Here is a 12,892-nt window from a genome sequence, read left to right on the forward strand (position 1 = left end):
ATGAGTTTCCGCAACATCTCCGCCTGGGCGATCCGGAACCCGGTTCCGCCGATCGTCCTGTTCGTCGCGCTGACGCTGGCGGGAATCGTCGCCTTCATGCGGATGGACGTCAACAACGACCCCGATATCGATTTCCCGATCGTCGTGGTCCTGGTGAACCAGCCGGGGGCGGCCCCGACCGAACTGGAGACCCAGGTCACCCAGCGGGTCGAGGCGGCGTTGCGGAACCTTCAGGGGGTCGACCAGATCACCTCGACCGTGACCGAGGGCCAGTCGCAGACGCTGGTGCAGCTCGACATCGGCACGCCGATCGACCGTGCGGTCAGCGACGCGCGCGACGCCATCACCCAGATCCGCTCGATGCTGCCCGACGGCATTCTCGAGCCGCAGGTGATTCGCGTCGATTCGACCGACAACGACCTTGCCAGCTATTCGGCGATCGCGTCCAACATGACGCCCGAACAGCTCAGCTGGTATATCGACAATAATGTCACCAAGGAGTTGCTGTCGGTTCCGGGCCTGTCCAAGGTCATCCGCAACGGCGGCGTGACGCGCGAGATCCGCGTGATCCTCGACCCGCTGAAATTGCAGGCGCAGGGCCTGACCGCCAGCGAGGTCAATGCCCAGCTGCGCATGGTCAACCTGAACGCGGCGGGGGGGCGCGCCGAGATTGCGGGCACCGAACAGGCGGTTCGCGTGCTGGGCAATGCGCGTAACGCCTATGATCTGGGACAGACGCTGATCAATGTCCGCGGCGGGCGCACGGTGCGGCTGGCCGATATCGCCACGGTCCGCGACCTTTATGCCGAACAGCGGTCGCAGGCGGCGGTCGACGGGCGCCAGGTCATCAGCTTCGATTTCCAGCGCGCCAAGGGCGCCTCCGACGTCAGCGTCTTCAACGGCGCGGTCGAGAAGCTGAAGGACCTGCAAAAGCGCAATCCAGAGGTGCAGTTCGTCCTCCGCTCGAACAGCGTCAAATATACCGAGCAGCAATATGAAAGCGCCATCCATGCGATGATCGAAGGCGCGGTGCTGGCCGTCATCGTCGTCTTCATCTTCCTGCGCGACTGGCGCGCGACGGTGATCTCGGCGCTCGCCATCCCGCTCTCGGCGATCCCCGCCTTCTGGTTCATGGACCTGCTGGGCTTCACGCTGAACCAGATGACGCTGCTCGCGCTCAGCCTGGTCGCGGGCGTGCTGGTCGACGATGCAATCGTGGAGATCGAGAATATCGTGCGCCATATGCGGATGGGCAAATCCGCCTATCAGGCGTCGATCGACGCGGCGGACGAGATCGGCCTGGCGGTGCTGGCGACCACCATGGCGATCGTCGCGGTGTTCCTGCCCGTGGCGCTGATGCCGGGTGTGCCGGGACAGTTTTTCAAGAATTTCGGCCTGACCGTCGTCGTCTCGGTGCTGATGAGCCTGGCGGTGGCGCGCATGATCACGCCGATGATCGCGGCCTATTTCCTGAAATCCGCCGGTCATGCCAGCCATGGCGAGGGTAGGCTGATGGACGCCTATATGGCGACGCTGCGCTGGTCGCTGCATTATGACCGGCCGGCCGATGGGGCGCGACGCGGCGTGGTCCGGCGCATTCTGGGCCGGTTCCGCGACCATCGCCTGTGGGTGATCGGGATCGGTACCGGCGCGTTCGCGCTGACCGTCGCGATGTTCCTGATCATCCCCAAGACCTTCCAGCCGCCACAGGACAATGACAGCGCGGTCGCCAAGATCGAGATGGTGCCGGGGACCACGCTGGCCCAGACCGATGTGGTGGTGCGGCAGGTCGCGCGCTTCCTGCGCAAGCAACCCGATGTCGAATCGGTCTATTCGCGTACCGGTGTCGGCAATGGCCGCGTGGTGGCGACGTTGAAGGACGATCGCTCGATGAAGAGCACCGACTTTGAGCGGTCGCTGGCCCCGCAACTCGCCGCGATCCCCGATGCGCGCGTGTCCTTCCAGTCGCAATTCGGCTGGGGGTCGAGCGGGCGTGACCTGACCATCACGCTGGGCGGCGACGATCCCGCCGTGCTGCGCGACACCGCCAACCGGATCGTGAGCCAGATGGCGACCATTCCGGGGCTCGTCGCGCCGCGCATCGTCGGCAATGTCGACCGGCCGGAAATCGTCATCCGTCCGCGCCTCGACCTCGCGGCCAGCCTGGGCGTGACGACGCAGGCGCTGTCGAGTGCGATTCGCATCGCGACGCTGGGCGACATTGACCAGAATTCGGCGCGCTTCTCGCTGTCCGACCGGCAGGTGCCGATCCGCGTCGCCCTGGACCAGAATGCGCGCGCCCGGCTGGCGACGATCCAGAACCTGCCGGTGCAGACGCAGGCGGGCGGCTCGGTGCCGTTGAGCGTCGTCGCCGATATCGGGCTGGGCGCGGGGCCGACGCAGATCGACCGCGTGAACCAGCGGCGTCAGGTGACGGTAGGCGCCGACCTGGCCAAGGGCCTCATCAGCGGCGATGCGATGAAGAAGGTCCATGCCCTGCCGATCATGAAGAACTTGCCGATGGGCGTCAGCGAGATGGTCGTGGGCCAGGCCAAGATGCAGGCGGAGATGATGAAGAACTTCTTCACCGCGATCATCTCGGCGATCTTCATGGTCTTTGCGGTGCTGGTGTTGCTGTATCGCCGCTTCCTGCCGCCCTTCGTCAACATGGCCTCGCTGCTGCTGGCGCCGCTGGGCGGGCTGCTCGCGCTGCATTTCACGGGCAATCCGCTGTCGTTGCCGGTCTATATCGGCCTGTTGATGCTGCTGGGCATCGTCGCCAAGAACTCGATCCTGCTGATCGACTTCGCGCTGGAGGAGATCGCCAAGGGCGTGCCGGTCCGCGACGCGGTGCTGGACGCGGGCCACAAGCGGGCCCAGCCGATCGTGATGACCACGGTGGCGATGGTCGCGGGCATGGTGCCGACCGCCCTGTCGCTGGGCGGTGACGGATCGTGGCGCAGCCCGATGGGCGTGACCGTGATCGGCGGGCTGACCCTGTCGACGCTGCTGACGCTGCTGATCGTGCCTGCCGCCTTCAGCCTGGCGGTGGGGGTCGAGCGCTGGATCGGGCCGCGACTGGGCCGTCGCCTGCTGACCTACACGCCCGGCGACGATCAGGGTGGCGCGGGGCCGGTGATCGAGGGGCCGAGCGGCGGCCCCGCGCTGCCGCCCACGCCGGGCAAGCTGGGATATGATCCGGCGGAATAGGTCCCGTCCGGCACGGGGAAGGGGCGCAGCGAGGCTGGTCGCTCGGGGTGGCTCCCTTCGCCGGGCGGTCGGCCCGCCACCGCCCCGTGTCGGCGCGGTTCCTGGAGGGCCTGTTGCCCCGTTTCGTTACGCCTCGGAAAGATTCCGCTTGAACAAAGCCGTGGCTCGCGAATTGTCATGAATGATGGAAGTCATAGCGCGACCGGGGGGTAGCCAGCCCGTTTCACCTGCCCTGCGCAGGATGCGGGTGGTGGCGACGGGGCTATTGCTGTCGATGGCGGCCCTGTTTCTGGTCGCCCGCTATTTTCAGCCGGTCCACCCCGCCTGGGGGTTCGTCCGCGCCTTTGCCGAGGCCGCGATGGTCGGCGGACTGGCGGACTGGTTCGCGGTGACCGCCTTGTTCCGGCACCCGCTGGGCCTGCCCATTCCGCACACCGCGATCGTGCCGCGCAACAAGGATCGGATCGGCGACACGCTCGCCAATTTCCTGCGCACCAATTTCCTGGTCCCGCGCGTCGTCGCGCGCCGGATGGACCGGCTGGACGTGGCGGGCGCGGCGGGGCGCTGGCTGGCGCAACCGCCCGAGGAGGGCGGGCGCATCCGGCGCGGCGCATCCCGCCTGTTCGCCGAGATGCTGACCGCCTTCGATCCGCAGCGGCTGGGCGGCATGGTCAAGGCCGGGATCGGCTCGCGCATCCGGGCCACCGAAGTGTCGCCGATCCTGGGACAACTGCTCAAGGCCGCGATCGCCGAGGGACGGCATCTGCCGCTGATGGATTCGGTGCTGCGCTGGGCGGCACAGGCGCTGGAGGCCAATGAACCGATCGTCCGCGCCATGGTGCATGAGCGCGCGGGCGCGATCCTGCGCTGGACCGGGCTGGACGAGACGCTGGCCGACAAGCTGATCGACGGTCTGCACACGCTGCTCCATGATGTCGCCGAGGATCGCGATCATCCGCTCCGCCGGAAGATCGAGGAGGGGCTCGACCGGCTTGCCTGGGACTTGCAGCATGATCCCGCGATGCGGATGCGGGTCGAGGCGATGAAGGAGGATCTGGTCGCCAATCCCGCGATGCAGCGCTGGCTGGACGGATTATGGGAACAGGCGCGCGAGGCGTTGCTGCGGCTGGCGCGGGACCCGCAGGCGGTGACCGCCGGGCGGCTGGGCGATGCGTTGCGCCAACTGGGCCAGACGCTGCAATCCGATGCCCGGCTGGCGGCGACAATCAATCGCTTCGTGCGGCGCGCGGTGGTGGGGGTCGCCGCCGATTATGGCGACGGCATCGTCCGGCTGGTGTCGGAGACGGTGCGCGGCTGGGACGCCGACACGGTTACGACACGGCTGGAAAACGCCGTCGGCCGCGACCTGCAATATATCCGCATCAACGGCACGCTGGTCGGCGGCAGCGTCGGGCTGATGCTGCACCTCGTGGACCGGCTTCTTTGAAAACGTCACGCAAACGTGTAATTAGCCGCGAAAGTCGATTCGTCGTGGGAGCGAAGCGCCTTGTCGACCCCCACGCTTTCCCGCAAAGAGGCAGGTGATGAACGCCAAGGCCGATTATCAGCACGAACCGGCCGACGGTGGCGCCCTGCGCTTCACCGGCAGCCTGTCGCTGGCGACGCTCGGCGACCTGCCGGAACGGCTGGATCGCGAGGATGCACCCGTCCGTCGTCTGGACCTGTCCGGGGTGGATCGGATCGATACGGTCGGTGCCTGGCTGGTCCAGCGCTTCGCGGCGCGCAACGATGCGACGATCGAGGGGCTGAACGACGACCAGCGCAATCTGATCGACAAGGTCATCGAGGCGGATCAGCCGGTGGCGATGCGACCCAAGCCGATCGGCTCCTTCTGGCGTGTCGCGGGCGAGGTCGGCGATGCCGTCATCACCGCGTTCAAGACGCTGTACGGCCTGCTCGGCTTCATGGGGGCGACGGTGCTGGCCCTGCTGGCGGTCATCCGCCACCCGCGCCGCTTCCGCTTCAACGCCGTGGTGCACGAGTTCGAGACGGTCGGCGTGACCGCGCTGGGCATCGTCGGGTTGATGAGCTTCCTGATCGGCATCGTCATTGCCCAGCAGGGCGCGGTGCAGTTGCGCCAGTTCGGTGCCGAGATCTTCACGATCAACCTGGTCGGTCGCCTCACCTTGCGCGAACTTGGCGTACTGATGACCGCGATCATGGTCGCGGGACGTTCGGGCTCGGCCTTTGCCGCGCAGCTCGGTACGATGAAGCTGACCGAAGAGATTGATGCGATGCGCGTCATCGGCGTGTCGCCGATGGAGGTGCTGGTCCTGCCGCGCGCATTGGCGGCGGTGACGCTGATGCCGCTGCTCGGCTTCTATTCCTCGCTGATCGCGATAATCGGCGGCGGCTTCCTGGCGGCGGTGTCGCTGGGCATTCCGCCGGTCACCTTCGTCTCGCGCATCCGCGAAGTCGTGCCGATCACGGACCTGTATGTCGGTCTCATCAAGGCGCCCGTCTTCGGCGCGATCATCGCGATCGCGGGCTGTTTCCAGGGGATGCAGGTCAAGTCGGACGCCGAGCAGGTCGGCCAGCGGACCACCTCTGCGGTGGTGCAGGCGATCTTCCTGGTGATCGTCCTCGATGCCTTCTTCGCCGTCTTCTTCACCTGGATCGGATGGGATTGATGGCCGAGCGGGACGATATCGTCATCAAGGTCCGGGGCCTGCGCAACAGCTTCGGCGAGCAGGTCATCCATGAGGGGCTCGACCTGGATGTGCGCCGGGGAGAGATTCTGGGCGTGGTCGGCGGTTCCGGCACCGGCAAGTCGGTGCTGATGCGCACGATCATCGGCCTCCAGACCCCCGACGCGGGGGAGATCACCGTGTTCGGCGAGCCCACCATCGGTCGGGACGCGACCGAAGCGGTCGATGTCCGCAAGCGCTGGGGCGTGTTGTTTCAGGGCGGCGCGCTCTTTTCCACGCTGACCGTGGCGGAGAATGTCGCAGTGCCGATCCGCGAATTCTATCGCCGCCTGCCCCAGGCGCTGATGGACGAGATCGCTTCCTATAAGGTGGTGATGACCGGCCTGCCCGCCGACGCCGGACCCAAATATCCCGCCGAGCTGTCGGGCGGGATGAAGAAGCGGGCCGGGCTTGCGCGCGCGCTGGCCCTTGACCCCGAATTGCTGTTCCTGGACGAGCCGACGGCGGGTCTCGACCCGATCGGCGCGGCGGCGTTCGACCAGCTTATCGGGTCGTTGCAGGACACGCTGGGCCTGACCGTGTTCCTCATCACCCACGATCTCGATACGCTCTACGCGATTTGCGACCGGGTGGCCGTGCTGGCGGACAAGAAGGTGATCGCGGTGGGCACGATCGACGAGTTGATCGCGCTCGACCATCCGTGGATCGAGGAATATTTCAAGGGGCCGCGCGGCCGTGCCGCCATCGCCGCCAAGGGTGAGATCGGGGAACTCGCGTCGCACGCGGCGACCGCCCACGCCCCGCGCGACCCGACCGAGATCGACGCCATTTCCACCGGCCAGCATTCCCAGGGGGACAAGGCCGATGCCCATGCGAGAAGCGAACCAGGGACACGCTGATGGAAACCCGCTCAAACCACGTCCTTGTCGGCACGGTCGTGCTGATCCTGCTCGCCGTATTGTCGATCTTCACCGTGTGGATCGCCCGGCTGGGGAGCACGTCGGAGAAGGAGTATGACATCTTCTTCCGCCAGTCGGTGGATGGTCTGGCCAAGGGCTCGGCGGTCACCTATTCGGGCGTGCCATCGGGGCAGGTGAAGGAAATTGCGCTGTGGCGCCCCGATCCGCAGTTCGTGCGGGTGCGCGTCTCGGTCAACGAACAGACGCCGATCCTGCAGGGCACCACCGCCTCGATCTCGGCCAGCTTCACCGGCAGCAGCACCGTCTCGCTTGATGGCGCGCGCAAGGGCGCGCCGCCTATCGCCTGCCCGCAGCCGGAGAACCGGACGATCTGTCCCTATGGCGTGCCGGTCATCCCGACCAAGCAGGGCGGGATCGGCGCGATCCTGAACTCCGCGCCGCAGTTGCTGGAGCGGCTGTCGACGCTGACCGAACGGCTGACCGGGTTGTTGTCGGATCGCAACCAGGCCTCGATCGCGGGGATCCTCGCCAATACCAACCGCCTGACCGGCGCGCTGGCCGACCGGGCGCCGGAGATCGCCGCGACGCTGGCCCAGGCCCGCACCGCGATCCAGCAGGCGGGCGAGGCGGCGCAGTCGATCGGCGAACTGGCGGCGACCACCAACGGCGTGATGGCCGAGGATGTGAAGCCGACCATCGCCAATCTGAACAAGACGATCGCCTCGGCGCAGCGCAGCGCGGACACGCTGAACGCAGCGCTCGGCGACGCGCGGCCGGGCTTGCAGACCTTCTCGAAGCAGACCATGCCGGAGGTCGATCATCTGGTGCGCGACCTGCGCGTGATGACCCAGTCGCTGTCCGCCGTCGCCGAAAAGGTCGACCAGCAGGGCGCGGGTTCGCTGATCGGGCAGCAGAAGCTGCCGGACTATAAGGGCAAGTGAGGAAGTCGATGAGGACCGTCATGAAGACTCCGCTGATCGTTCTGATGGCATCGCTTCCGCTGGCCGGCTGCATCAGCTTCGCGGCCAAGCCGCCGCCCTCGCTGCTGACGATCCAGGCGCAGAGTGCTCCGGCGGTCGGGCAGACGCAGGATTCGGCGCGCGGCAAGGCGATCGGCATCCAGGTGCCCTCCGTGCCACAGGAACTGGCGACTGCGCGCGTGCCGGTGCAGGAGAGCGCGACCAGCATCGCTTATGTCAAGGATGCGCAATGGGCCGAGTCGCCCGCCAAGCTGTTCGCCCGGCTGGTGTCCGACACCTTGACCGCGCGGATGGGTCGGGTGGTGCTGTCGCCGCGCGAGACCTCGATCAACGCGGGCGATATGCTGTCGGGTGAGTTGCGCCAGTTCGGTATGGATGCCGCGCGCCGCGAGGCAGTGGTGACGTTTGACGCGGCGCTGATCCGCGATGGCAAGCCGGCGGTTGAGAAGCGCCGTTTCGAGGCGCATGTCCCGGTCGGCCGGATCGATCGCGACAGTGTCGGCCCGGCGCTGAACCAGGCGGCGAACCAGGTCGCACAGCAGGTAGCGGACTGGGTCGGACGCTGAGGAGGAAGGGGGCGTATCCGCGCCCCGTTCCGGTCTCCCGCCGGCCTGATGCCGGATCATCCTCTGTGGTTGTGTGACCCGATCGTTCGCGGGCAACCGCGTGATCGGCGTGGCCGTGGCCAAGAATATGGCTGGTCGGGGGCGACCCGAAGGTCGCCCCTTCGCTCACATCTCGGTATTTTCGCCGTATCCGACCAGTTCGTCGCCCATGATGCGGGTGACGTGGAGCACGTTGGTCGACCCCGGCGTGCGGAACGGGACGCCCGCCATCAGCACCACCTGATTGCCCGCCTCGGCCATGCCGTGGCGCAGCGCCATGCGCTTCGACTTGGCGACCATCTCCTCGAACGATTCGACGTCGCGGGTATGGACCGCATGACAGCCCCAGAGCAGGCCCAGGCGACGCGCGGTCTCCAGTTGCGGCGTCAGCACCAGGATCGGCACAGAGGGGCGCTCGCGCGCCACCCGCCGGGCGGTCGAGCCGCTGGTGGTGAAGCAGATGATCGCCCTGGTCGACACCGTCTTGGAAATGCTCGCGGCCGCCTCCGCCAGCGCATCGGCGGTCGTCGGGTCGGGCGTCATCGCGGTGAAATGGATGCGCTCGCCATGACCCGGATCGCTCTCCACCGAAATGCCGATCGCATCCATCATCGCGACCGACTCGACCGGCCAGGCTCCTGCCGCCGATTCGGCGGACAGCATGATCGCATCGGCGCCGTCATAGATGGCGGTCGCCACGTCCGACACTTCGGCGCGGGTGGGCGAGGGGCTCTGGATCATCGATTCGAGCATCTGGGTCGCCACCACCACGGGACGGCCCATCCGGCGCGATACCTCGACGATGCGCTTTTGCAGGGGCGGGACCGCCTGTGGCGGCAATTCGACGCCGAGATCGCCGCGCGCGACCATCACGCCGTCGCATTGTTCGACGATCTCCTCCAGCCGGTCGATCGCCTGCGGCTTCTCGATCTTGGCGAGGAGCGCCGCGCGCCCCTTGATGAGGCCGCGCGCCTCCATCAGGTCTTCGGGGCGCTGCACGAAGGAGAGCGCGATCCAGTCCACGCCCTGTTCGACCGCGAAGTTCAGGTCGGAGCGATCCTTGTCGGTGAGCGCGGCCAGCGGCAGCACGACGTCCGGAACGTTCAGCCCCTTGTTGTTCGACAGGATTCCGCCGACCTCGACCCGCGTGGTGATCCGGTCCTTGTCATGCGAGGCGACGCGCAGGACGAGCTTGCCATCGTCGAGCAGCAGGCGGGCGCCCGGTTCGATCGCGGCGAAGATTTCCTTGTGCGGCAGCTCGACCCGACTGGCATTACCCGGCGTCGGGTCGCGGTCGAGGATGAAGGTGCTGCCGGTTTCCAGCATCACCTTGCCCTCGGCGAACTTGCCGACGCGCAGTTTCGGGCCCTGAAGATCGGCGAGGATCGTGGTCGGGCGGCCGAACCGCTCCTCCAGCGCGCGGATCGCCTTGATGAGCGGGATCTTCGACGGCTGGTCGCCATGGCTCATATTGATGCGAAACGCGTCGGCCCCGGCCTGAAACAGGGTGGCGATGATCTCGGGATCGCTGCTGGCGGGGCCGAGCGTGGCCAGCACGCGAACTTTGCGCGAACGCGGTGGGAGGGCCTTGGTCATCATCTCATCCTGTTTCTTTTCGCAGCGTGTCGTAAAGCCTAATGCGGCGCGATCAACCATGGAGCGACGATTATGGCCGATGCGGTGGATGCATTGAATGCAATCGATGACAGGGCGGCGGCCGAGGCGTTTCGGCGGCTGGTGCGGCATCTGCGCCATCGGACCGATGCGCAGAATGTCGAACTGATGGGGCTGGCGGGCTTTTGCCGCAACTGCCTGTCGGACTGGGTGGGCGAGGCCGCCGGGATGGACCGGGCGACCGCGCGCGCGGCGATCTATGGCATGCCCTATGAGGAATGGAAGGCGCGGTACCAGGGCGAGGCGACGCCCGGGCAACTGGCGCGCATGGCCGAGAGCGTGAAGAAGAACGCCTGACGAACATGCCCGCTTGAGCCGTTGCGCAGAAGCGCCTAAACCCGCCGCCGATCCCGACATGGGCCTCGACACAGGGCAGCGCCGGACCGTCCCTTGCCATACTGGCGGGGGCTGTCGGGGCGGCGGCGTGGTCGGGCCGGGCGGGTAGGCACGGTTATCAAAGGGTACAGACAATGGCGGACGAGAATTTCGACAGCAGCGGCAATGTGACGGCGGACGAACTGCGCCTGCTGATAGAGCGCGCCGAGCGGCTGGAAGAAGAGAAGAAGGGCATTTCGGACGACATCAAGGACGTCTTCGCCGAAGCCAAGGCGCGCGGATATGATCCCAAGGCGATCAAGAAGATCATGCAGATCCGCAAGAAGAAGCGCGAGGAATATCAGGAAGAGGAAGCGATCCTCGAAGTATATATGAAGGCGTTGGGCATGATCTGATCCCGGTTCGGGGTCGGGAAAGGCAAAGGGCGGCGGCGTGTTGGCGTCGCCGCCCTTTCTTGTTCGTGGGGTGGGCCCTTCGCCCTCGGCAGGCGGGTCGTGCGGCTTTTCAAGGCACCGGCCGCCAGTCTACTCCGCTTTCTCTTCCCGGTATTTCATTTCCAGGAATCGCCCGCGCGTCGACAGGCTGTCCAGATCGGCCTGGGCCAGACGCTGGGTCATGTCGCCGATTTCCTGCTCGATCAGCTTGAGCCCGTCGACCAGTTGCGCGTCGGGCGTCCGGCCGTTGCGTTCGACGCGGCGCAGAGGTTCGGGCACGCGCTGATAGTCATGCAGGAAGGCGGGGAGTTGCTCGCCGATCAGGCGGCGGACTTCCATCGCCTCGGCCGTGTCATTCTCAACCCCGGCCAATTGCGGCGACAGCGTGTCGAGCCGCTGGCCGATCCGGTCAACCAGCGTCATCGCCGGCGCCGGGAGGAGGGGGCGCTGCGCCTCCAGCCAGCGTTCGGTCTGGGCGGGCAGCGCCTTGATGTCCACCTGCGCCAGCCTGGCGGTGCTGGGCGCGCGCGGGGCGGGGGCCAGCGCGATCATCAGCGTCACCGCCAGCATCAGCATCATCGCCGCCAGCGCGCCGAAAATGCCGATCCCGCCGGGCAGGAGCAGCCCGGTCACCATCGCCGCAATCAGGATGGCGGCATTGGCGATGGCGATCAGGATCAGCCGTTGCAGCGCCGAGCGTGCCTTGCGCCGCACGCGCTTGACCGCGATCTCCGCCGTGCCGCGATAATCCTGCGAGATGCGCGCCATGACTTCGCGCGCACGCTCGATCTGGGCATCGACCTCGTTCGAGCGGGGTGTCGTCACGGGCTTACAGCGCCTCCAGCTTGAACGCGGACGCGGATGACGCGGCGGTCAGCTGCGGGTTCTGCGCGCCCTCGGCGCGGGCGATATAGCCCTTCGACTTCTCGACCTCGTTGCCCAGTGTCGTGACGGTGGTCTTCATCGAATCCAGCGCCTTCAGCTTGAAGGTGTCGATCGCGTCCATCGTGTCATAGATATTCTGGAAAGCGCGTTGCAGCGTCTCCAGCGGGATGGTCGAGGCCGCCGCCTGCTCATGGATCTGCGCGGTCTGGCTGCGCAGCAGCTTGCCGGTCGAATCGATGATGTTGGCGGTGGTCGAATTGAGCGCGGTGATCTGGTCGAGCACCAGCTTCTGGTTGGCCAGCGCCTGCGCCACGGTGACGGCGGTGCGCAGCGCCGAGACGGTGGTGGTCGAGGCGCGGTCGACGCCCTTCACCAGCTCGACATTGTTCTTCTTGACCAGGTCGAGCGCCAGATAGCCCTGTACCGTGACCGCCATCTGGGTCAGCAGGTCCTGCGTCCGCTGGCGGGTGTAGAAGAGTGCGGTCTCGCGGATCGCCTTGGCCTTGGCCGGATCGGTGTGATCCAGATCGTTCGCCGTATCCTCCAGCTTGGCGTCCATCGCCTTGGACAGATGGATCATCTGCTCCAGCCGCCCCATGGCGGTCCACAGATTGGCGCGCTCGGTATCGATCGCGGCATTGTCCATCAGCAGTTCGTCGCGGCCCGAGGACAGGCTCTTCAGGATGGCGGCGATATGCGTCTGCGACGAGCGATAGCCGTCGAAATAGTCGCGCATCTTGTTGCCGAAGGGGATGATGCCGAGCAGCTTGCGCGGGGACGAGAGATTGCCCTGCTTGCCCGGGTCCAGGCTTTCGACCACGCGGCGCAACTCGGTCAGGTCCTTGCCCACGCCCGTCTCGCCGTCCATCGCCTTGACCGGGCGGTCGAGGAAGCGGTTGGACTGGCTCGCCGCCTCGCGGATTTCCTTCTGCCCCATGGCGGTGATCGCATCGACGCGGCGGCCAAATTCGGGGCTGTTGACGTCCTGCGCGACCAGTTCGGCGACGAAGCCGTCTACCTTCTGCTCAAGCTGGCTGCGCGTCTTGTCGTCGACGGGAACCAGCCCCGCGGCCTGGGCCGGGGCGACCGTCGGGACCGGATCGGGCGGCGTCAGTTTCAGCCCCTGGGTCTCGGTCACGGGGTCGGCGGTCGTGGCCATTCGCAATCTCCTTGTGCGTT

11 protein-coding genes are annotated in these 12,892 nt (G+C 66.7%); 8 read left to right on the top strand and 3 right to left on the bottom strand.

The genetic code is table 11. The annotated features are described in order from the left end of the window. From RN629_RS03510 to RN629_RS03535, 6 genes are all read left to right on the top strand, one after another. Positions 1-3,210 carry an efflux RND transporter permease subunit gene (locus RN629_RS03510; RefSeq protein WP_407033879.1) on the top strand — a complete coding sequence of 1,070 codons (3,210 nt, stop codon included), beginning with the start codon at positions 1-3 and terminating at the stop codon, positions 3,208-3,210. A gap of 241 nt (positions 3,211-3,451) precedes the next feature. Further along, positions 3,452-4,657 (top strand): DUF445 domain-containing protein, encoded by a 1,206-nt coding sequence (locus RN629_RS03515; RefSeq protein WP_407033943.1) that lies wholly within the window; start codon positions 3,452-3,454, stop codon positions 4,655-4,657. Between the two features lie 97 nt (positions 4,658-4,754). Continuing rightward, complete coding sequence (locus RN629_RS03520; protein ID WP_407033880.1) at positions 4,755-5,861, top strand: ABC transporter permease; 1,107 nt, start codon at positions 4,755-4,757, stop codon at positions 5,859-5,861. Further along, on the top strand, positions 5,861-6,778 hold the full coding sequence (locus tag RN629_RS03525) for an ABC transporter ATP-binding protein (RefSeq protein WP_407033881.1): 918 nt from the start codon (positions 5,861-5,863) through the stop codon (positions 6,776-6,778). Before RN629_RS03520 ends, RN629_RS03525 begins: the two co-directional genes overlap by 1 nt. Further along, a complete protein-coding gene (locus RN629_RS03530) occupies positions 6,778-7,740 on the top strand; it encodes an MlaD family protein (protein ID WP_407033882.1) in 963 nt (320 codons plus the stop codon). Before RN629_RS03525 ends, RN629_RS03530 begins: the two co-directional genes overlap by 1 nt. Before the next feature lie 20 nt (positions 7,741-7,760). Continuing rightward, positions 7,761-8,345 (top strand): ABC-type transport auxiliary lipoprotein family protein, encoded by a 585-nt coding sequence (locus tag RN629_RS03535; RefSeq protein WP_407033883.1) that lies wholly within the window; start codon positions 7,761-7,763, stop codon positions 8,343-8,345. 165 nt (positions 8,346-8,510) lie between these two features. Here the strand turns inward: RN629_RS03535 and pyk are convergent, their stop codons facing one another. Further along, positions 8,511-9,980 carry a pyruvate kinase gene (pyk, locus tag RN629_RS03540; protein ID WP_407033884.1) on the bottom strand — a complete coding sequence of 490 codons (1,470 nt, stop codon included), beginning with the start codon at positions 9,978-9,980 and terminating at the stop codon, positions 8,511-8,513. 72 nt (positions 9,981-10,052) lie between these two features. Here pyk and RN629_RS03545 point away from each other — a divergent pair, with 72 nt between their 5' ends. Beyond that, positions 10,053-10,355: a DUF1244 domain-containing protein gene (locus RN629_RS03545; protein WP_407033885.1), complete on the top strand. Its 303-nt coding sequence runs from the start codon at positions 10,053-10,055 to the stop codon at positions 10,353-10,355. A gap of 173 nt (positions 10,356-10,528) precedes the next feature. After that, the gene (locus tag RN629_RS03550; protein ID WP_058746354.1) at positions 10,529-10,789 is read left to right on the top strand and encodes a DUF2312 domain-containing protein; all 261 of its coding nucleotides are present in this window, start codon (positions 10,529-10,531) and stop codon (positions 10,787-10,789) included. Between the two features lie 129 nt (positions 10,790-10,918). Here the strand turns inward: RN629_RS03550 and RN629_RS03555 are convergent, their stop codons facing one another. Together RN629_RS03555 and RN629_RS03560 are read right to left on the bottom strand one after the other, a co-directional pair. Beyond that, positions 10,919-11,653 carry a hypothetical protein gene (locus RN629_RS03555; protein ID WP_407033886.1) on the bottom strand — a complete coding sequence of 245 codons (735 nt, stop codon included), beginning with the start codon at positions 11,651-11,653 and terminating at the stop codon, positions 10,919-10,921. 4 nt (positions 11,654-11,657) lie between these two features. Beyond that, positions 11,658-12,872, bottom strand: a complete 1,215-nt coding sequence (locus RN629_RS03560) for a toxic anion resistance protein (RefSeq protein ID WP_407033887.1) — start codon at positions 12,870-12,872, stop codon at positions 11,658-11,660. Positions 12,873-12,892: the final 20 nt, after the last annotated feature.

It is taken from the genome of Facivitalis istanbulensis, from assembly GCF_040560405.1.
GTDB classification, from domain to species: Bacteria; Pseudomonadota; Alphaproteobacteria; order Sphingomonadales; family Sphingomonadaceae; genus Sphingomonas; species Sphingomonas istanbulensis.

Excerpts from the sequence above, each read along its gene's own strand:
- RN629_RS03545 (WP_407033885.1), top strand. The coding sequence starts at position 10,053 with ATGGCCGATGCGGTGGATGCATTGAATGCAATCGATGACAGGGCGGCG.
- RN629_RS03535 (WP_407033883.1), top strand. The coding sequence starts at position 7,761 with ATGAAGACTCCGCTGATCGTTCTGATGGCATCGCTTCCGCTGGCCGGC.
- RN629_RS03560 (WP_407033887.1), bottom strand. The coding sequence starts at position 12,872 with ATGGCCACGACCGCCGACCCCGTGACCGAGACCCAGGGGCTGAAACTG.
- RN629_RS03520 (WP_407033880.1), top strand. The coding sequence starts at position 4,755 with ATGAACGCCAAGGCCGATTATCAGCACGAACCGGCCGACGGTGGCGCC.
- RN629_RS03515 (WP_407033943.1), top strand. The coding sequence starts at position 3,452 with ATGCGGGTGGTGGCGACGGGGCTATTGCTGTCGATGGCGGCCCTGTTT.
- RN629_RS03510 (WP_407033879.1), top strand. The coding sequence starts at position 1 with ATGAGTTTCCGCAACATCTCCGCCTGGGCGATCCGGAACCCGGTTCCG.
- RN629_RS03550 (WP_058746354.1), top strand. The coding sequence starts at position 10,529 with ATGGCGGACGAGAATTTCGACAGCAGCGGCAATGTGACGGCGGACGAA.
- RN629_RS03530 (WP_407033882.1), top strand. The coding sequence starts at position 6,778 with ATGGAAACCCGCTCAAACCACGTCCTTGTCGGCACGGTCGTGCTGATC.
- RN629_RS03525 (WP_407033881.1), top strand. The coding sequence starts at position 5,861 with ATGGCCGAGCGGGACGATATCGTCATCAAGGTCCGGGGCCTGCGCAAC.
- pyk (WP_407033884.1), bottom strand. The coding sequence starts at position 9,980 with ATGACCAAGGCCCTCCCACCGCGTTCGCGCAAAGTTCGCGTGCTGGCC.